This is a genomic window from Citrobacter sedlakii (assembly GCF_018128425.1).
GTDB lineage: Bacteria > Pseudomonadota > Gammaproteobacteria > Enterobacterales > Enterobacteriaceae > Citrobacter_A > Citrobacter_A sedlakii.
This window is the reverse complement of sequence record NZ_CP071070.1, coordinates 1-18,976: the sequence shown is the minus strand read 5'-3', so window position 1 is coordinate 18,976 and position 18,976 is coordinate 1. Positions and strand designations below refer to the sequence as shown.

17 protein-coding genes and 1 other annotated feature are annotated in these 18,976 nt (G+C 54.5%); of the genes, 3 read left to right on the top strand and 14 right to left on the bottom strand.

Annotation, left to right across the window (positions count from 1 at the left end):
• Positions 1–105: 105 nt before the first annotated feature.
• A complete protein-coding gene (locus tag JY391_RS00085; protein ID WP_060569971.1) occupies positions 106–981 on the top strand; it encodes a helix-turn-helix transcriptional regulator in 876 nt (291 codons plus the stop codon).
• Positions 982–1,013: 32 nt separating this feature from the next.
• Here JY391_RS00085 and JY391_RS00080 read toward each other — a convergent pair whose 3' ends face one another.
• From JY391_RS00080 to ibpA, 3 genes are all read right to left on the bottom strand, one after another.
• Positions 1,014–2,675, bottom strand: a complete 1,662-nt coding sequence (locus tag JY391_RS00080) for a putative transporter (RefSeq protein ID WP_042287210.1) — start codon at positions 2,673–2,675, stop codon at positions 1,014–1,016.
• A 186-nt stretch (positions 2,676–2,861) separates the two neighbouring features.
• Positions 2,862–3,290: a small heat shock chaperone IbpB gene (gene ibpB / locus JY391_RS00075; RefSeq protein ID WP_042287214.1), complete on the bottom strand. Its 429-nt coding sequence runs from the start codon at positions 3,288–3,290 to the stop codon at positions 2,862–2,864.
• 108 nt (positions 3,291–3,398) lie between these two features.
• Entirely contained in the window at positions 3,399–3,812 is a 414-nt protein-coding gene (gene ibpA / locus JY391_RS00070; RefSeq protein ID WP_001532742.1) for a small heat shock chaperone IbpA, read from the bottom strand.
• Positions 3,806–3,878 (bottom strand) — a sequence feature (ROSE (Repression Of Heat Shock gene Expression) occurs in the 5'-region of heat shock genes and acts as an RNA thermometer to modulate expression.). (Overlaps the previous gene by 7 nt.)
• Before the next feature lie 242 nt (positions 3,879–4,120).
• Between ibpA and JY391_RS00065 the strand changes: the two genes are divergently transcribed.
• On the top strand, positions 4,121–4,453 hold the full coding sequence (locus JY391_RS00065; RefSeq protein WP_060569970.1) for a YceK/YidQ family lipoprotein: 333 nt from the start codon (positions 4,121–4,123) through the stop codon (positions 4,451–4,453).
• Here JY391_RS00065 and JY391_RS00060 read toward each other — a convergent pair whose 3' ends face one another.
• Positions 4,454–5,680: a YidR family protein gene (locus tag JY391_RS00060; protein ID WP_211935047.1), complete on the bottom strand. Its 1,227-nt coding sequence runs from the start codon at positions 5,678–5,680 to the stop codon at positions 4,454–4,456.
• Positions 5,681–5,779: 99 nt separating this feature from the next.
• Between JY391_RS00060 and cbrA the strand changes: the two genes are divergently transcribed.
• On the top strand, positions 5,780–6,886 hold the full coding sequence (cbrA, locus tag JY391_RS00055; RefSeq protein ID WP_211935046.1) for a colicin M resistance lipid reductase CbrA: 1,107 nt from the start codon (positions 5,780–5,782) through the stop codon (positions 6,884–6,886).
• Here the strand turns inward: cbrA and JY391_RS00050 are convergent.
• The 10 genes from JY391_RS00050 to dnaA all read right to left on the bottom strand — a co-directional run bounded on the left by JY391_RS00050 (position 6,883) and on the right by dnaA (position 18,976).
• Positions 6,883–8,220 carry an MFS transporter gene (locus JY391_RS00050; protein ID WP_211935045.1) on the bottom strand — a complete coding sequence of 446 codons (1,338 nt, stop codon included), beginning with the start codon at positions 8,218–8,220 and terminating at the stop codon, positions 6,883–6,885. The two genes, cbrA and JY391_RS00050, sit on opposite strands and share 4 nt — an antisense overlap.
• Before the next feature lie 76 nt (positions 8,221–8,296).
• Complete coding sequence (dgoD, locus tag JY391_RS00045; protein WP_042287229.1) at positions 8,297–9,445, bottom strand: galactonate dehydratase; 1,149 nt, start codon at positions 9,443–9,445, stop codon at positions 8,297–8,299.
• Positions 9,442–10,059, bottom strand: a complete 618-nt coding sequence (locus tag JY391_RS00040; RefSeq protein ID WP_205613141.1) for a 2-dehydro-3-deoxy-6-phosphogalactonate aldolase — start codon at positions 10,057–10,059, stop codon at positions 9,442–9,444. Before JY391_RS00040 ends, dgoD begins: the two co-directional genes overlap by 4 nt.
• On the bottom strand, positions 10,043–10,921 hold the full coding sequence (locus tag JY391_RS00035) for a 2-dehydro-3-deoxygalactonokinase (RefSeq protein WP_211935044.1): 879 nt from the start codon (positions 10,919–10,921) through the stop codon (positions 10,043–10,045). Before JY391_RS00035 ends, JY391_RS00040 begins: the two co-directional genes overlap by 17 nt.
• Positions 10,918–11,607, bottom strand: coding sequence for a D-galactonate utilization transcriptional regulator DgoR (gene dgoR, locus JY391_RS00030; protein WP_042287238.1), 690 nt, complete (start codon positions 11,605–11,607; stop codon positions 10,918–10,920). The genes JY391_RS00035 and dgoR overlap by 4 nt, the downstream gene beginning before the upstream one ends.
• 269 nt (positions 11,608–11,876) lie before the next feature.
• A complete protein-coding gene (gene yidA / locus JY391_RS00025) occupies positions 11,877–12,689 on the bottom strand; it encodes a sugar-phosphatase (protein ID WP_060569964.1) in 813 nt (270 codons plus the stop codon).
• Between the two features lie 111 nt (positions 12,690–12,800).
• Complete coding sequence (gene gyrB, locus JY391_RS00020) at positions 12,801–15,215, bottom strand: DNA topoisomerase (ATP-hydrolyzing) subunit B (RefSeq protein ID WP_042287244.1); 2,415 nt, start codon at positions 15,213–15,215, stop codon at positions 12,801–12,803.
• A gap of 28 nt (positions 15,216–15,243) precedes the next feature.
• Complete coding sequence (gene recF, locus JY391_RS00015; RefSeq protein WP_060569963.1) at positions 15,244–16,317, bottom strand: DNA replication/repair protein RecF; 1,074 nt, start codon at positions 16,315–16,317, stop codon at positions 15,244–15,246.
• A gap of 147 nt (positions 16,318–16,464) precedes the next feature.
• Positions 16,465–17,565 carry a DNA polymerase III subunit beta gene (gene dnaN, locus JY391_RS00010; RefSeq protein ID WP_042287249.1) on the bottom strand — a complete coding sequence of 367 codons (1,101 nt, stop codon included), beginning with the start codon at positions 17,563–17,565 and terminating at the stop codon, positions 16,465–16,467.
• A gap of 4 nt (positions 17,566–17,569) precedes the next feature.
• On the bottom strand, positions 17,570–18,976 hold the full coding sequence (gene dnaA / locus JY391_RS00005) for a chromosomal replication initiator protein DnaA (protein ID WP_060569962.1): 1,407 nt from the start codon (positions 18,974–18,976) through the stop codon (positions 17,570–17,572).

Sequence of the window (18,976 nt, the reverse complement as noted above, 5' to 3'; positions counted from 1 at the left end):
CGGTTCAGGCAGTCAGATTTCTTAAAGTACATACGTCATATCCCTGAACGGATCCTTTTCTGTTATGTTCAGGTTGTGAGCATAATTCTCCGGCGAGAAATTAAAATGAATGGAAATTTGCAAAGTTCGCATGTAAAAAACGAAACGACGTACAATATTCCGCTGTTGATTAATGAAAATGTGATCTCCAGCGGCATTTCATTGATATCGCTGTGGCACACCTTCGCCGATGAACAGTATCGGGTTATTTGGCCACGCGATAAGAAAAAACCGCTAATCGCCAACGCCTGGGTCGCTGTGTATACCGTTCAGGGGTGCGGGAAAATACGCTTAAAAGACGGCGAACAAATTACACTTAATGGCAATTGCATCATTTTTTTAAAACCGACGGATATTCAGTCTTATCATTGTGACGGATTGCTGTGGGAACAATACTGGATGGAGTTTACGCCCACCAGCGTTATGGATATTCCTGTTCGTCAACAAAGCGTTATTTATCAGGGTGAGGATTATAATAATGAACTGGAATATGTCTCACAATTAATCACGTCGCCAGAGCCGATCAAAAATAACCTTGCCGTCGCGTTTCTCACCAAAATAATTTATCAGTGGATTTGTCTTATTGACGCAGAAGGTAAAAAAGATCCGCAACGTCTGCAAATTGAAAAACTTATTGCCACTCTCCATGCCAGTTTGCAACAGCGCTGGAGCGTCGCTGATATGGCGGCAACGCTTCCCTGTAGCGAAGCCTGGCTACGTCGGCTCTTTTTACGCTATACCGGCAAGACGCCGAAGGAATATGTACTGGATGCCCGGCTGGAACTGGCGTTGTCGCTGTTAAAGCAAGAGGGAAATACCGTCGGGCAGGTGGCGGACAGGCTCAACTTTTTTGATTCGTTTCACTTCAGCAAGGCGTTTAAACAGAAATTTGGCTATGCGCCATCGGCAGTGCTGAAACGTAAAAATGAGTATGCCGGATAAGCGCAATTCACAGCGCTATCCGGCAGCCAACGTTATCCTAACCCCCAAAAAATCACCGCCAGCAGTTGCGGCGTGATAATTCGCAGGAACATCACAAGCGGATACACCGTGGCATAAGAGAGCGCCGCCGCGCCGCTGGTGGCATGCAGGTTATTCGCAAACGCCAGCGCGGGCGGATCGGTCATTGAACCGGCCAGCATTCCGCACAGCGTCAGGTAGTTCATTTTGGCGAAAATTCGCGCCAGCAGACCAACGGTAATCAACGGGATCGCGGTGATAAATATGCCGTAGCCAATCCAGCTTAAGCCTTCGCCCTGGGTCAGGGTATCGATAAAGTCACCGCCTGATTTCAGGCCGACAACCGCCAGGAAAAGCACAATACCCAGTTCCCGCAACGCCAGGTTGGCGCTCGGAGGCATAAACCAGTACAGCTTACCGACGCTGCCGATACGACCGAGGATCAACGCCATAATCAGCGGCCCACCCGCCAGCCCCAGTTTTAAGGCCACCGGGAAGCCAGGAATGAACAGCGGAATGGAGCCCAGCAATACCCCCAAACCGATACCAATAAATACCGGCAACATCTGTACCTGCTGCAGCTTCTGCTGGGCGTTTCCAACGACATTGGCCACGGCATCGATCGAGGCTGGACGGCCCACCAGATTGAGAATGTCGCCAAACTGCAAGCTGGCATCGCTACTGGCGACCAGCTCAACGCCTGCGCGGTTGAGTCGGGAGATCACCACATCGTAACGTTCCTTAAAATGCAGATCGCGGATGCGCTTGCCGAGCACTTTTTCGTTAGTCACCACCACCCGCTCAACGCGCAGATCGGTGCCCCGCGTTGAAAGCGAGGTATCCACTTCCTGACCGATAACCAGCTGGGCGTTATGCAAATCGCCGGGCTGCCCAACCAGGTGCAACAGATCGCCAATCTGAATGACGGTGGTCGGCGACGGCACCATTAGCGTCTCCTCACGCTTCAGACGCGAGCAGATAATTTTGTCACTGTTCAGGATGGGCACATCCTGGATCGCCATATTGTTGAGGTTAGGGTTTTCAACGCGGATATTGATGGTCTGTATCAGTGAATGTCCATGAGTGAGCGTCGATTCATGCTGTCGCGCTTCCGCATCGACATTGACGCGGAAAATCAGCCGCATCAGCCACATGGTCAGCAAAATGCCGCAAATACCAAACGGATAAGCCATCGCGTAGCTCATCCCCATCTGATCCACCACCTCCATGGGCGTACCCAGATCGCGCAGAATTTGCTGCCCTGCCCCCAGCGCCGGGGTATTGGTCACCGCGCCAGAAAATATCCCCAGCACCACCGGCAGCGGGATAGCGAAGATTTTATGCAGGATTGCGGTGACCAGGCCGCCCATGATGACTATCAGAATCGCAAACAGGTTGAGGCGTAAGCCTGAAACGCGCAGCGAGGCGAAGAAGCCCGGCCCCACCTGAATGCCAATGGTGTAGACAAAGAGGATCAGGCCAAACTCCTGGATGAAGTGCAGCATATCGCCGCTCAGCGTCACGCCTGCCTGGTCGACAAAGTGGCCGACGATAATCCCGCCGAACAGCACGCCCCCAATGCCGAAGCCGACACCCCGCACCTTGATATTGCCGATCCATAATCCGACAACTGCCACCAACGCCAGAACGCTGACCGTCAATGCTATATCACTCATTTTTTTTCCCTGTGAATAACATTTGAATTTATAAGGATTATGACTGAATCGTTCAGGCATATATGCAGACTGGCGCACATTATGATGTTACAAAAACCCGGAAAGGCGCTTAAGACGGGCGTGTTGTACGCTTCACACAAAAAAGCCCCGTCATTTCTGGCGGGGCAATGGCAAGGAGCTATTTTATTAGCTGTTTAACGCGGGACGTTCGCTAATGGCGATACGTTGCGGAGCAAGGGTTTCCGGCACATTGCGGGTTAAATCGATATGCAGCAACCCGTTAACGAAAGTGGCGCCGGAGACTTCCATATTTTCAGCCAGAGTGAAGCTCAGGCTGAACGCCTGGCTGACCAGCCCCTGATGTAACCATTTGGTCTCTTTTTCAGGCTGTACGGGGGTGCCTTTTACCGTTAACCGTGTGCCTTCCAGTTGAATGTCCAGATCTTCCTGACGAAAACCGGCCAGCGCAAGGGTAATGCGGTAGTGGTTATCGTCGCTTTTTTCGATGTTATAGGGCGGGAAGCTCTGGCTTTCACCGGCATTTTGCAACGCGCTGGCCAGTTTGTCGAAACCGATCCATTGACGCAGCAGAGGGGATAAATCGTAGTTACGCATCGTTGTTTCTCCTTCTAAGAAGCGAGTTAAGCTTGCGAATCCGCAGATTCGCCTGTGCTCCCTGACGGCAAGCACTGTTTAACAGGCCGCGCAGCGCGGCCCGCGGAATTAGTTGATCTCGATACGGCGCGGTTTGTTCGCTTCCGGAATCACGCGCTCAAGCTCGATATACAGCAGTCCGTTTACCAGATTCGCGCCACGAACATGAATGTTCTCGGCTAACTGGAACTTGCGCTCAAAGTTGCGTTCCGCAATGCCCTGGTAAAGGTAAGTACGTTCTTTTTGCTCATCCGCGTGAGCGCCTTTCACCACCAGCAGGTTATCCTGCGCGGTAATTTCCAGTTCGCTTTCTGCGAAACCGGCAACGGCAATCGCAATGCGGTAGTGGTTTTCGTCTACCAGCTCAACGTTATACGGAGGGTAGCCGCCATTGCTCTGGCTCTGGTTGTTCTCTAGCAGGTTAAACAGGCGGTCAAAACCAATTGCAGAACGGTACAGCGGGGATAAATCAAAGTTACGCATAATCAATAGCTCCTGAAATCAGCGAGAATATATGACCTTCCATCATGGACAGGTCTGGTAGTCAGAACACCCATCAGGCGTGTCCTTCATTCGTCTACAACATCAAAATGGGTCTGATTGCGAACTTTTCAAGCGCGTCCGGCGGACTTTTTTTTGCAGTTTGGTGTCTATTGCATAGACTGGGTGGGTAAGGCACGTAATGGTAAAGTGCGATAACCGCCACAGAGCGACATGATGAGGATGTTTTTCTGGCAAGGGACAGCTATAACTCATCAGGCAAACACCCATAATCAATAGATGAATAAATCATGATAAGAAATGTGTTGTTAACGCTGATGATGTGCAGTGGGATGGTTTTACTGAGCGGTTGCTCCAGCGTAATGTCACATACTGGCGGTAAAGAGGGAACTTACCCAGGCACGCGCGCCAGCGCCGCGATGATTGGCGACGATGAAACCAACTGGGGCACCAAATCGCTGGCGGTTCTGGATATGCCTTTTACCGCGGTAATGGACACGATTCTTTTGCCGTGGGATTTGTTCCGCAAAGACAGCTCGGTCAGGTCGCGCGTTGAAAAAAGCGAGGAGAGCACTCAGGCCACCAATGCCGTGATCCCGCCAGCCAGAATGCCCGTACAATAATTACAGACTGGTTTCTGTCACCCAAAGCTGCCGGAAACCGTCAACGTCTTCCATCCATGCCACCCACTTGCCATCCGGTGAGAACACGACGGCATCCGCAGACGGCGGATTCCCGTGTTGCTGGGTCAGAAACGTCGTCACCCCGTTTTGCGCATCGCAGCAGGCGATGCGGTTATCCAGCACAAATCCCAGCCATTTTCCCGACGGATGCCAGTTAAACGCAGACTGTATGCCCGTAGCATGGCGCGTCAACTGCCGCGGTTCGCCACCCTGCGCCGGAATAAGCCAGAGCTGCACAATCCCTTTATCATCGCGCATCAAAAAGGCAATTTCGCTTCCCTGTGGATTGCTACGTACCCAGTGGCGCGGCACGTTGACCAGCCCCGGGAAACGACGCGAGTGGGTGAACGTCAGGCGACGCTGATTCACGCCGCGCGGCGGCGCGGGCAAGGTTGACGCCGTTCCTTCCAGCGGCGCGTCGCCGGGGGTTTTCCAGCCCGCCTCATCCTGAGGGAGATCGACCAGAAACAGTTCCGGCACCTTTTCGCCCATCACGGAAAGCGTGTCGCCAATAAACGCCAGCGCAGCGTTGCCCACCCAGCCTTCTTCGTAGGCGCGGTTGATTTCATCGCTACCCGGCTGTGGCGAAGGCGTGGTCTGACTGACCAGCACACACCAGTGGCTGCCGCTGTACTCACGGGGATGCTCTGCGGAAACAGTAACCGGACCATACGGCGTCGCGACGCCAACGTTGCGTAAATCCAGCGCCAGGTCGCGCTCATGAAGCACATGATCGTTATAGGTAAAGCTGACAAATTTCCCGTTCGGGCTAAACACATGGACATGACTGCCGCCACGCAACGCGCCAGGCGTCCAGGGCGCGGTGATGTCCATCGCATCAAGAGTCGACACGCTTCCCGCTTCAGCGATGACTCCGCGACGGTGATGAAAATCGTACTGCCAGTGCGCATCCGGATGCTCCGGTCCGTGAATGAACACATATTTTTCAACCTGCGGATGAACGGTCACGACGCCAACGTGCGCCCCCCGATCGGCACGGTAAATCACCTCCCGCTCAGCGGTATGTATATTGACCCGCTCAATGGTATCTCCCGTAAACGACGCGCCGGACGGGCGAACATCAAAAACCAGCCAGCTGCTGTCCGGCGTCCAGGTATTGATATTGGTCAGCTGATGATGACGCGGCGTAAAGGTGACTTGCTTCATGAGTTAGCCCGTTGCAAAACGATTTTGCTCATCATACTTCACAAGGACTTCACTTTCAGGCTTTAGCGTAGCGTCATCTTTATTTTGGCGGACAGAAAGATGGAACATTTCGACGTTGCGATTATTGGCCTTGGCCCGGCGGGCGCAGCCCTGGCGCGTAAGTTAAGCGGTAAGATGCGGGTCATCGCGCTGGATAAAAAGCGTCAGTGCGGAAACGAAGGCTTTACTAAACCTTGCGGCGGCCTGCTGGCGCCAGATGCACAACGTTCATTTATTCGCGACGGAATGACGCTCCCGGTGGACGTGATCGCTAATCCGCAAATATTCAGCGTTAAAACGGTAGACGTCGACGCAGCCCTCACGCGTAACTACCCGCGCAGTTACATCAACATTAATCGCCATGCCTTTGATTTATGGATGAAGTCGCTGATCCCTGACGATGTGCAGGTTTACCACGACAGCCTGTGCCGTAAAGTCTGGCGGGAAGAGGACAAATGGCACGTTATTTTTCGCGCCGACGGCTGGGAGCAGCAGATTAGCGCCCGCTATCTGGTCGGTGCCGATGGCGCAAACTCACTGGTACGCCGTGCTCTTTATCCACAACATCGGATTCGCAAATACGTCGCTATCCAGCAGTGGTTTGCGGAAAGCCATCCGGTGCCGTTTTATTCCTGCATTTTCGATAACGCCGCCACGGACTGTTATTCCTGGAGCATCAGTAAGGATGGCTATTTTATCTTTGGCGGGGCGTATCCGATGAAGGACGGACAAGCCCGATTTGAAGCATTAAAAGCCAGGATGGAGGCATTTCAGTTCCGCTTCGGCAAACCGGTAAAAAGCGAGAAATGCACGGTTCTGTTCCCGTCGCGCTGGGCGGACTTCGTCTGCGGTAAAGAGAATGCCTTTCTGATTGGCGAAGCGGCAGGATTTATCAGCGCCAGCTCGCTGGAAGGCATCAGCTATGCGCTGGACAGCGCGGAGATCCTTCACGGTATTTTCGGGCAGAAAACAGCGGACAAAAATAGCGCTTACCGAAAAGCGACCCGCAAATTACGCCTTAAGCTGTATGGCAAAATCCTGAAGAGTCGGGTATTAACCTCGGCGATGACCCGTAGGTGGATCATGCAAAGCGGCGTGGCGCATATTCCCGTAACGCAGGATGACCAGCCCACCGTTAACGCTGGTAGGCTGGTAAATACGCCCTAACCGACGCGTTTTACATCCCCCACCAGCAGGATATAAGAAAGGGCGCCCACCAGGGCAACGGCTGAAATATAGACCAGCGCCGGGCCAAAGCCGTAATCCTGCGCCAGGTAACCAATAACCAGCGGTACGGTGATCCCGCCGAGCCCACCGACAAAGTTAAACACGCCGCCGGTCAGGCCGATCAGTCGCATCGGGGCAAGCGATGAAACCAGCGACCAGGTGATAGAGGCAAACCCATTGCCAAAGAAGGCCAGCGCCATCAGAGTCATAATCCAGACCGGATCGTTGGTGTAGTTCGCCCCCATAATACAGGTTGAGATTAACAGGCCGCAGATAATCGGCGTTTTACGCGCCACGCCGAGGGAGAAGCCTTTTTTCACCAGTTTGTCTGCCAGCCAGCCGGAAAGCAGGACACCGAAGAACGCGGCGAGGAAAGGCACCGTCGTCATAAAACCGGCTTTCAGGGCAGTGATGCCTTTTTCCTGCGTCAGGTAGTTCGGAAACCAGGTCAAAAAGAACCACAGCGTCGAGGTTACCGCAAACTGCCCCAGATAGACGCCCACCAGCTTGCGGTGAAACACCAATTTCCAGTCGGCTTTGCTCAGCGGCTGGCGCGCCTCTTTCTTCACCGGCGCGTCGCCGTCCACCAGGCCGCCGCCGTCACGAATATAGTCCAGTTCCGCTTTGCTGATACTTTTGGTCAGGCGCGGCGGCTGGTAGACCTTAAACCAGATCAGCGACCAGATAATGCCAATCCCGCCAGTGACGATAAACACCCAGTGCCAGCTCAGCAGCTCCTGGATCCAGATAAGGAGTGGAGTGAGGAATGCCAGGCCGACAAACTGCCCTGAGGTGTAAAAACCCACAGCGGAAGCGCGTTCATGCTCCGGGAACCAACTGGTCACCATCCGGTTGTTGGTAGGGAAAGCGGGCGCTTCGAAAATCCCGGTAATCGCACGCAGGCCAATCAGCGACAGCAATCCGGTCGCGAATCCCTGGAACAGGGTCGCCACCGACCAGCCGAGAATGGCAATAAAGTAAGTCAGGCGCGACCCCACGCGGTCAAGGAACCAGCCGCCGGGGATTTGGCACAGCGTATACAGCCAGGCAAACGCCGAGAAAACATAGCCCATTTCCGCTTTGGTGATGCCAAACTCTTCCTGAATATGGGCCGATGCCACGGCAAGGTTGGCGCGGTCGACATAGCAAATGACCACGGTAATAAAGATCATGATTAGCGTCAGGTAGCGGCGACGCCCGGTTTTGGTAGCAGTAACTGGAATATCCATCGCAATCTGTCTCCAGATTTTGGGCATAGCGAAGCCGCTCACCATGCCCTGTAATTTACAGAGGGTGTGTTTAATTTTTTTAATTAAAAACGTAACCGGAATGCGCGAAGTATGGCGCGTATTACCACTCCGCTACGCTGCCGTCTTCATGACGCCATAAAGGATTACGCCAGTCCGGCGCATTTTTGCTCAGCTCGATGACCTTCGCTTCATCAATTTCTACGCCCAGACCCGGTTTCATTAATGGCCTGAAGAAACCGCCTTCCATGTTGAAGTCTTCTTTATTCTTCACAAAGTCGAGCAGCTCCGCGCCCTGGTTGTAGTGAATACCCATGCTTTGCTCCTGGAACACCGCGTTGCGGGAGACAAAATCCACATGCAGACAGGCCGCCAGTGCGATGGGTCCAAGCGGGCAGTGCGGCGCCAGGGCCACATCGTACGCTTCCGCCATCCCGGCAATCTTGTAGCATTCAGTGATGCCGCCCGCGTGGGAGAGATCGGGCTGTAATATCGCAATGCCGCCGGCTTCCAGCACGCGTTTGAACTCAAAGCGCGAGAACATACGTTCACCCGCCGCGATCGGAATGTGCGTCTGTTCTGCCAGTTTCGGATAGTATTCCGCCTGCTCGGCCAGTACCGGCTCCTCAATAAACAGCGGGCGATACGGCTCCAGCTCTTTAATTAGCACTTTTGCCATCGGCGCGCTGACGCGCCCGTGGAAGTCCAGGCCAAACTCAATTTCGCTGCCAAAGGCTTCACGGATTTGCGCCACGGTATTGACGGCGCGGTCTATCGCCCGAGAATTGTCGATAACGCCCAGCTCTTCGCAGCCATTGAGTTTGAAGGTGTCAAAACCAATCCCACGCAGCTTATTGATGCCATCAATCACCTCTGCAGGACGGTCGCCGCCGACCCAGCTGTAGGCTTTGATTTTATCCCGCACCAGACCGCCCATCAGTTGCCATACCGGCGCGTTCAGCACTTTCCCTTTGATATCCCATAACGCCTGGTCAATACCGGCGATGGCGCTCATCATGATCGGGCCGCCGCGGTAAAACCCGGCCCGGTACATGACCTGCCACAAATCGTTGATACGCGCTGGATCCTGACCAATCAGGTAATCGCCAAATTCATGGACTGCCGCTTCCACCGTGCGCGCACGTCCTTCAATGACCGGTTCGCCCCAGCCAACTACGCCTTCATCGGTTTCGATTTTCAGGAACATCCACCGCGGAGGTAAACGGTACGTGGTGATTTTCGTTATCTTCATTTCACTGCCTCTCGATACGCTTTAACAAATGCTGCCGCCTGCTGCGCGGTACGTTCCACTGACTGACCCGCACGATAGAGATCGCTGCCCAGCCCCGCCCCCACACAGCCTGCGTTTATCCACTGCGTCAGGTTTTCCGGCGTTACGCCGCCCACGGCAAAGACCGGCACGCTGGGAGGTAAGACCGCTTTCAGCGCTTTGATGTAATCCGGGCCAAAGGCCGACGACGGGAAAATTTTGAGAGACTGCGCGCCCGCATCGAGAGCGGTAAAGGCTTCTGTGGCCGTAGCGCATCCCGGGCAGACGGTCATGCCGTAGCCCACCGCGCGGCGAATCACGTCTGGATTGATATTTGGCGTAACAATCAGCCTGCATCCCAACTGTGCGAGCTGGTCTACCTGTTCGGGTTTAAGTACCGTTCCGGCCCCGATCAGCGCCCTGTTACCAAACGCATCGACGACTGTCGAAATGCTTTTTTCCCATTGCGGAGAATTAAGCGGAATTTCAACCGCATCGAAACCGGCGTCGATGACCGCGCCGACGTGTGCCAGCGCTTCGTCGGGCGTAATGCCGCGTAGAATTGCGATTAGCGGAAGATCAGTTTGCCACTGCATGTGCGATGCTCCTTATGCCTGCCTGAAATGCCGTATCGCCGGCTACCGTCGCCACCTCGTGCCCGACAGCGTGAAATGCCTGCTGATAGCGCACGGTCAGCGATGAGCCAGCAACAAGGGTGATGGCCTGCTCGCCTGGGATAAAATCGCCCATACTGGCGACTTCCGCGCCAATCAGCAGGCCGGATAAAAATTCGCTGACCTGCTCTCGCGGCAGGCTTCCCAGCACGTGGGAAGCGCGAACTTCAAAGAGTTTTGGCAGAACGTCAGGCGAGTTGAGACCGCGCTCCAGACCGGCGCTGAACGCCTCCGGAGACGGAACCTGATCAGGCAAACCTGCGCCCACCAGCGAATGACGCAGCAGCAGGTGATGCAGTTCTCCTGTCATCACAGTGCGAAAATCGTGGATTTGCTCAGCATCGGTTTGCACCCATTTGCAGTGGGTTCCGGGCATGACATAGACAGCGGAAGGAGAGAGCGTACGGGCGCCCAGCAGTTGGGTTTCTTCGCCACGCATCACGTTATGATTATCCTCGCGCGAAACGCTAAGCCCGGGAATAATCCAGATATTGTCGCCAACAGACGTTACATGCTCGCCAATGGCCGAGAAACAGGCAGGAACCGGTAAATAAGGGGCGATTTTCCAGCCCACGTTACTGCCGATCATTCCCGCCATCACTACCGGCGTAGCGCCGTCGCGCCAGGCATCGGTCACTTCTGCTAACACCGCCTCCGGGGATTTACCGTTCAGACGCGTTACGCCCGCTTCGGATTGCCTGCTCTCCAGGCACTGCTCGCCCTGATATAGCCAGGCGCGCAGATTGGTCGATCCCCAGTCAATTGCGATGTAGCGTGCTGTCATGTGATTTCCTTGAGCCTTCGTGTCGAGCTGGCGATCATGGTTAAGGCCGCCTGCTCTGCCGCATCGCTATCCTGATGCCGTATTGCATCGAATAGCGCCTTATGTTCCTGGAGCGTTTTCGGCATATTGGCCTCATCGCCCATCCAGGTCCGTTCAAAAACTGCCCGCTGTAGCGAGCTAATCGCCACGCTAAGCTGCTGTAAAACCGGGTTATGTACCGACTGCAACACCGCCTCGTGGTAGCGAATATCCGCTTCATTGAAGGCATCCCGATCCTGGTTGTTGGCGATCATGTCATTGAGCGCCGACTCGATTTCCGCCAGATCGCTTGAGGTCGCGCGTTCCGCTGCCCAGCGTGCTATAGCCGGTTCGACCAGGTTACGCACTTCACTCATTGCGCTAATCAGGCGCGGGTCGTAGTCGTTTTCCAGTACCCATTGCAGGACGTCAGTATCAAGGTAATTCCACTGATTACGTGGCGTAACAAACGCCCCGCGATAACGCTTCATTTCAATAAGGCGTTTCGCCATCAGCGAACGGAACACTTCGCGAATGATGTTGCGTGAGGTTTCAAATTCCTCACACAGCTCCGCTTCTGCCGGAAGCGCTGAACCAGGTACGTACTTACCGCTAACAATCTGTTTGCCCAGCGTGATAACGATGCGATCGGTTTTATTGAGAGTCATGAAAAGTCCTTCTGCTCTGAATGTACCGCTCTACTTTACCGTTACCGCTGAAATTCGCCTCAATTTTGTAGTACTAACGTGACGTCATTCGTCATTGCCATGCGCGCACTGTAGTACAATACTATTATGTTGTACTACAATTTAGATCACAAAAACGACAATCGGTAATAAAAATGTTATGAGAGAGAAACGAAAGACATAAAAAAACCCGCAATAAATGCGGGTGGGGTTGTTTGCCGAATAACGGCTCGCGTGTTAACGATCAGGCATTAATTCAGCACAAACTTTTCGATTGCGTATGCCACGCCGTCTTCCAGATTGGATTTGGTGACAAAGTTGGCGATCTCTTTCACCGACGGTATAGCGTTGTCCATCGCCACGCCCATACCAGCGTATTCAATCATGGCGATATCATTTTCCTGATCGCCAATCGCCATAATCTCTTCCGGCTTGATCTCCAGCGCATCGGCCAGCGACTTCACGCCGGTGCCTTTATTGACGCGTTTATCCAGGATTTCGAGGAAGTACGGCGCACTTTTCAGTACCGTGTACTTCTCTTTCACCTCTGCCGGAATGCGGGAAATGGCTTTATCGAGGATCGCGGGCTCGTCAATCATCATCACTTTCAGGAACTGGGTTGCCGGGTCCATTTTTTCCGCTTCACAGAACACCAGCGGAATGGTCGCAACGTAGGACTCATGCACGGTGTAATAACTTATGTCACGGTTGGCGGTATATAACGTGTTGCGATCCAGGGCGTGAAAGTGTGAACCCACTTCGCGGGAGAGTTTTTCCAGGTAACGGTAATCGTCGTAGCTTAGCGCTGTTTGCGCAACGGTACTGCCATCGCCTGCTTTCTGCACCAGCGCGCCGTTATACGTGATACAGTAGTCGCCAGGCTGTTCCATATGGAGTTCTTTCAGGTAGCTGTGCACACCAGCATAGGGACGACCGGTGGTTAGCACTACGTTGACCCCCTTTTCCCGGGCAGCGGCAATCGCGTTTTTTACCGCAGGCGAAATGGTGTGATCGGGCAGCAGAAGGGTGCCATCCATATCGATAGCAATGAGTTTGATAGCCATGAATTCCCCGCATTAAATGAGTCCTGACTCATGCTAACGCGATTCCGCTCAAAAAACAGCTATCAAAAGGAGGATTGAAAGGGGAAACGGATTTCCCCTTTTGTGGTCCGATTAAATATCGATGTTCGCCGCTTTCAGGGCGTTTTCTTCGATAAAGGCGCGACGCGGTTCGACGGCATCGCCCATCAGCGTGGTAAACAGCTGGTCGGCGGCAATCGCATCTTTCACGGTAACGCGCAGCATACGACGGCTTTCCGGGTCCATGGTGGTTTCCCACAGCTGTTCCGGGTTCATCTCGCCCAGACCTTTATAACGCTGAATAGCGAGGCCACGACGAGACTCTTTCACCAACCAGTCCAGCGCCTGCTCGAAGCTGGCGACCGGCTGACGACGTTCGCCACGTTCGATAAATGCGTCGTCTTCGATCAGGCCACGCAGTTTCTCGCCCAGCGTGCAGATGCGACGGTATTCCGCACCGGTCACAAACTCGTGATCCAGCGGATAGTCGGTATCCACGCCGTGAGTACGTACCCGGACGATCGGCTCGTAGAGGTTCTGTTCCGCATTGTGCTGAATGTCGAACTTCCACATGCTGCCGTGCTGCTCTTTCTCGTTCAGCTCGGTGATCAGCGCGTTCACCCAACGAGTCACTTTCTGCTCGTCAGAAAGATCGGCTTCCACCAGCGTCGGCTGATAAACCAGCTCTTTCAGCAGTGCTTTCGGGAAACGACGCTCCATACGACCAATCATTTTTTGCGTCGCATTGTACTCAGACACCAGTTTTTCTAACGCTTCACCGGACAGCGCCGGCGCGCTGGCGTTGGCATGCAGCGTCGCACCGTCCAGCGCGATGGAGATCTGGTACTGATCCATCGCCTCATCGTCTTTAATGTACTGTTCCTGCTTGCCTTTCTTCACTTTGTACAGCGGCGGCTGAGCAATGTAGACGTGCCCGCGCTCGACGATTTCCGGCATCTGACGGTAGAAGAAGGTCAACAGCAGCGTACGGATGTGCGAACCGTCGACGTCCGCATCGGTCATGATGATGATGCTGTGATAGCGCAGTTTGTCCGGGTTGTACTCGTCGCGACCAATGCCGCAGCCCAGCGCGGTGATAAGCGTGGCCACTTCCTGCGAAGAGAGCATCTTGTCGAAACGCGCTTTCTCGACGTTAAGAATTTTCCCCTTCAGCGGCAGAATCGCCTGGTTCTTGCGGTTACGCCCCTGCTTCGCAGAGCCGCCCGCGGAGTCCCCTTCCACGAGGTACAGTTCGGACAGCGCCGGGTCGCGTTCCTGACAGTCCGCCAGCTTACCCGGCAGACCGGCTAAGTCCAGCGCGCCTTTACGGCGAGTCATTTCACGGGCGCGGCGCGCCGCTTCACGGGCGCGCGCCGCGTCGATAATCTTGCCGACGACGATTTTCGCGTCAGACGGATTTTCCAGCAGGTATTCGCTCAGCAGTTCGTTCATCTGCTGTTCCACCGCCGATTTCACCTCAGACGACACCAGCTTGTCTTTGGTCTGGGAGGAGAACTTCGGATCCGGCACCTTCACGGACACCACGGCAATCAGGCCTTCACGGGCGTCGTCGCCGGTGGCGCTGACTTTGGCTTTTTTGCTGTAACCTTCTTTATCCATGTAGGCGTTCAGGGTACGGGTCATCGCCGCCCGGAAGCCAGCAAGGTGTGTACCGCCGTCACGCTGTGGAATGTTATTGGTAAAGCAGTAAATGTTTTCCTGGAAACCGTCGTTCCACTGCAATGCCACTTCCACGCCGATACCGTCTTTTTCTGTAGAAAAATAGAAGATATTCGGGTGAATCGGCGTTTTGTTTTTGTTCAGATACTCAACGAACGCCTTGATGCCGCCTTCATAGTGGAAGTGGTCTTCTTTACCGTCGCGCTTGTCTTTCAATCGAATAGAGACGCCAGAGTTGAGGAAGGACAGCTCACGCAGACGTTTCGCCAGGATCTCGTATTCGAACTCAGTGACGTTGGTGAAGGTTTCCAGGCTTGGCCAGAAACGGACCATCGTACCGGTTTTATCGGTGTCGCCGGTCACCGCCAGCGGAGCCTGCGGTACGCCGTGCTCATAAATCTGACGGTGGATTTTGTTATCGCGCTGGATAACCAGTTCCAGTTTCTGGGACAGGGCGTTTACCACGGAAACACCAACGCCGTGCAGACCGCCGGACACTTTATAGGAGTTATCATCGAATTTACCGCCTGCGTGCAGGACGGTCATGATCACTTCCGCCGCCGAGACGCCCTCTTCCGGATGGATACCGGTCGGGATGCCACGCCCGTCATCCTGTACGGAAACGGAGTTGTCAGCATGGATCGTGACGATAATGTCTTTACAGTGACCCGCGAGCGCTTCGTCGATAGCGTTATCTACCACCTCAAATACCATGTGGTGCAGACCGGTGCCGTCATCCGTGTCGCCGATATACATACCCGGGCGCTTACGCACCGCATCGAGTCCTTTCAGGACTTTGATACTGGAGGAGTCATAAGAATTCGACATCAACGTTTCTCGCTCATTTAAACTTGGGTTAATCCGTTATTTTACCCTTTTCCACGGTAAACATCTTCGAATTTTCATCCGACATGTCCAGAACGTGTTCAGCGCTGATTGCGCTGACGAAGACCTGCGATTGCGTCGCTTTTAAGCGGCTGGCCAGCAGCCCGCGACGCGCATCATCAAGTTCAGAGGCAAAATCATCTATCAGGTACAAACACCGCCGCCCGCTCTCGCGGGTGAGGTATTCGCCTTGCGCCAGACGTAAGGCGCACATTAGCAGCTTAAGCTGCCCACGCGACAAGGTATCTTCCACCGGCGCGCCATCGGCGCGAATGCGAAAATCCGCTTTGTGCGGACCGTGCGCGGTGTAAGTCAACATGCGGTCGCGTTCGAAACCGCGCTCCAGCACCTCGGCATACTCCGTCTCTTTCTCCCAGCCGCGCTGGAAAGAGAACGAGAGCGTGAATTCAGGAAGGAACTGCTGGCAGGTGTCCGCCATATCCTGCGCGATACCGGCGCTGTACGCAGCGCGCCAGGTGCTGATTTGTTCCGCCAGCGGAATGAGTTCTTTATCCCACGGACGCAGTTGTTCGTAACGACTCACCTGCCGCAGCGCGGCGTTACGCTGTTTCAGCAGCCGCTTCAGGTTGCTCCAGGCGGTAAAGAATCCGGTTTCGTTGTGAAAGCATCCCCAATCGAGGAACGCTCTTCTGTATTTGGGGCCGCCATTGAGCAAAGTAAACCCCTCGGGGGTAATCAGTTGCATTGGCATCAGGTGCGCCAGCTCCGCGACCTTGTGACCGTCGGTGCCATCGATGCGCACTTTGCTGTCGCCCTGTTTGTCTTTGGTCAGGCCGATGGCGGTTTCCCGCTCTGCGCCCTGCAAACGTCCATGCAGAACAAACGCGTCCTGTTCATGGCGAATCACGCGGCCTGGCTGCAAACTGCGAAACGCCCGGCCATGGCCGAGCGTATAGATGGCTTCGAGCACGCTGGTTTTGCCGCTGCCGTTGGCGCCAACCAGGAAGTTAAAGCCGGGGGATAAAGCGAGATCCGCGCTTTCGATATTGCGGAAGTCTTTGATTAAAAGGCGCGTCAGTGACATATCAGGGTTTCTTCGGGCCAGGGCGTAATCGGCGCAGCCAGTTTCAACGCGGACTGCGCGCAAACCCTGAAGCGTACACGAAGTACGTGACAGGGGCGAGCACAGCCCAGGTTGATAATGGCAAGCAAGATAGCCCGATATTTTTCACTAAAGTCTCATAGGCATGACGACGTATGCCGCGCTTTGTGATGCGGCATCTTCAATCTGTACGCTGGAGACGGAGTCGGTCAGCATAATGCGCACGGTTTCACACTTCAGCGCATTCAGCACATCCAGCACGTAGCTGACGTTAAAGCCGATCTCCATTTCCGTTCCCGGATAAGTCACATCCAGAATTTCTTCTGCTTCTTCCTGTTCCGGGTTATTGGCGGTAATTTTGAGCTGGTTTTCACTCACGTACAGGCGTACGCCGCGGAACTTTTCGTTCGAGAGGATCGCCGCACGGGCAAACGCCTGCTTAAGAATATCGCAGCCGGCTTCCAGATGTTTATCCGGATTTTTCGGCAACACGCGACGGTAGTCCGGGAAGCGGCCATCCACCAGCTTGGACGTAAAGATAAAGTCGCCCACATGAGCGCGGATGTTGTTGCTGCCGATCTGCACATGCAGCGGGTTTTCGCCGCCGTCGAGCATACGCATCAGTTCAATCACGCCTTTACGCGGCACGATCACTGAATGACTCGGCAGCGACTGGCCGATCGGCATGGAGCAGACCGCCAGACGGTGACCATCGGTCGCCACCGTACGCAGCTCTTCACCTTCGGTTTCGAACAGCATACCGTTTAAATAGTAACGCACATCCTGATGCGCCATGGAGAATTGCGTGGCCTCAATCAGACGTTTCATCGTCGCCTGCGGCAACGTGAATTCGACCTCGCTCTGCCAGTCGTCCAGATTCGGGAAGTCGGCGGCAGGCAGGGTGGAAAGCGAAAATCGGCTGCGACCAGAGCGCACCAGCATGCGATCGCCTTCCAGTTGAACGGCGATTTCAGCGCCTTCCGGCAGGCCACGGCAAATATCAAAGAATTTGCGTGCCGGGACAGTGGTCGCGCCAGGCTCATGCGGTTGAATCAACGCAACGCGCGCCACCATTTCCATTTCAAGATCGGTACCGGTCAGCGAAAGCGTACCGTCAGCCACCTGCAGCAACAGGTTACCGAGAATCGGCAGCGTAGGACGACCACCCAGCGGGCCGCTGACCTGCTGAAGCGGTTTTAATAAATGTTCACGTTCAACGGTAAATTTCATAGCGTCACGAAGATAATGTTCTGATTAAATTGGAGAAATCTTCTTTAATATCATGGCTTTCTTCACGCAACTGCTCAATCTTGCGGCAGGCGTGGAGTACGGTGGTGTGGTCACGCCCGCCAAACGCGTCGCCAATTTCCGGCAGACTGTGGTTGGTAAGCTCTTTGGCCAGCGCCATCGCCATCTGACGCGGACGCGCTACCGAGCGAGAACGACGCTTGGACAGCAGATCCGCAATCTTGATTTTGTAATACTCCGCCACTGTCTTCTGAATATTGTCGATAGTGACCAGTTTTTCCTGCAACGCCAGCAGATCGCGCAGCGCTTCGCGAACGAAGTCGATGGTGATCGCCCGACCGGTAAAGTTGGCGTTAGCAATCACGCGGTTCAGCGCCCCTTCCAGCTCACGCACGTTAGAGCGCAGTCGCTTGGCGATAAAGAACGCCACTTCGCCAGGCAGACGAATGTCGTTTTCATCAGCCTTTTTCATCAGGATCGCCACGCGGGTTTCCAGTTCAGGTGGTTCGATCGCCACCGTCAACCCCCAACCAAAGCGGGATTTCAAACGATCCTCGACGCCGTTGATCTCTTTAGGATAACGATCCGACGTCAAAATGATCTGCTGATTACCTTCGAGCAAGGCGTTAAAGGTGTGGAAAAATTCTTCCTGGGATCGTTCTTTATTGGCAAAGAACTGAATGTCATCGATCAGCAGCGCGTCAACGGAACGGTAGTAGCGTTTGAACTCTTCGATCGCGTTGTTTTGCAGGGCCTTCACCATGTCCTGCACAAAGCGTTCGGAGTGCATATACACGACTTTCGCGTTGGGCTTGCGCGCCATAATACCGTTTCCTACCGCGTGCAATAGGTGGGTTTTCCCCAGACCGGTGCCGCCATACAGAAATAACGGGTTATAGGCGCCGCCAGGGTTGTCCGCCACCTGACGCGCCGCCGCGCGCGCCAGCTGGTTAGATTTACCTTCGACGAAGTTATCAAACGTGTGTTTCACGTTAACGTTAGAACGGTAGGTAGGCTCAGCGGGCGCCGGTACGTTGTCCCAGCCGGGACGCGCCGCCGCGGGTTCCTGACGCTGCGGTTGTACCTGAGCCACCTGAGCGGGCGCGGCAACATTGTTATTGACCGGCGTCTTCAGCGTCTGGGTGACCGGCTTCGTCCCGACCTCAAAGCGTAGCTGCGGGGCGTCAGCGCCGCAAAAATTATTCAGCAGCCCATTGATATTATTGAGATACTTGTCTCTTACCCAATCGAGCACAAAACGGTTTGGCGCATACAAAGCCAGCGTGTTATCGCTCAGTTCCGCCTGCAACGGGCGTATCCACATACTGAATTCTGTGGCTGGTAACTCATCCTGCAATCGGGCAAGACACTGCTGCCAAAGCGAAAGTGACAC

Bases quoted from the DNA above. Each gene is read 5' to 3' on its own strand.
- JY391_RS00065 (WP_060569970.1), top strand. From the start codon at position 4,121: ATGATAAGAAATGTGTTGTTAACGCTGATGATGTGCAGTGGGATGGTT.
- recF (WP_060569963.1), bottom strand. From the start codon at position 16,317: ATGTCACTGACGCGCCTTTTAATCAAAGACTTCCGCAATATCGAAAGC.
- JY391_RS00085 (WP_060569971.1), top strand. From the start codon at position 106: ATGAATGGAAATTTGCAAAGTTCGCATGTAAAAAACGAAACGACGTAC.
- dnaN (WP_042287249.1), bottom strand. From the start codon at position 17,565: ATGAAATTTACCGTTGAACGTGAACATTTATTAAAACCGCTTCAGCAG.
- JY391_RS00040 (WP_205613141.1), bottom strand. From the start codon at position 10,059: ATGCAGTGGCAAACTGATCTTCCGCTAATCGCAATTCTACGCGGCATT.
- dgoR (WP_042287238.1), bottom strand. From the start codon at position 11,607: ATGACTCTCAATAAAACCGATCGCATCGTTATCACGCTGGGCAAACAG.
- JY391_RS00080 (WP_042287210.1), bottom strand. From the start codon at position 2,675: ATGAGTGATATAGCATTGACGGTCAGCGTTCTGGCGTTGGTGGCAGTT.
- JY391_RS00050 (WP_211935045.1), bottom strand. From the start codon at position 8,220: ATGGTGAGCGGCTTCGCTATGCCCAAAATCTGGAGACAGATTGCGATG.
- ibpA (WP_001532742.1), bottom strand. From the start codon at position 3,812: ATGCGTAACTTTGATTTATCCCCGCTGTACCGTTCTGCAATTGGTTTT.
- JY391_RS00060 (WP_211935047.1), bottom strand. From the start codon at position 5,680: ATGAAGCAAGTCACCTTTACGCCGCGTCATCATCAGCTGACCAATATC.
- dgoD (WP_042287229.1), bottom strand. From the start codon at position 9,445: ATGAAGATAACGAAAATCACCACGTACCGTTTACCTCCGCGGTGGATG.
- cbrA (WP_211935046.1), top strand. From the start codon at position 5,780: ATGGAACATTTCGACGTTGCGATTATTGGCCTTGGCCCGGCGGGCGCA.
- JY391_RS00035 (WP_211935044.1), bottom strand. From the start codon at position 10,921: ATGACAGCACGCTACATCGCAATTGACTGGGGATCGACCAATCTGCGC.
- gyrB (WP_042287244.1), bottom strand. From the start codon at position 15,215: ATGTCGAATTCTTATGACTCCTCCAGTATCAAAGTCCTGAAAGGACTC.
- yidA (WP_060569964.1), bottom strand. From the start codon at position 12,689: ATGGCTATCAAACTCATTGCTATCGATATGGATGGCACCCTTCTGCTG.
- ibpB (WP_042287214.1), bottom strand. From the start codon at position 3,290: ATGCGTAACTACGATTTATCCCCTCTGCTGCGTCAATGGATCGGTTTC.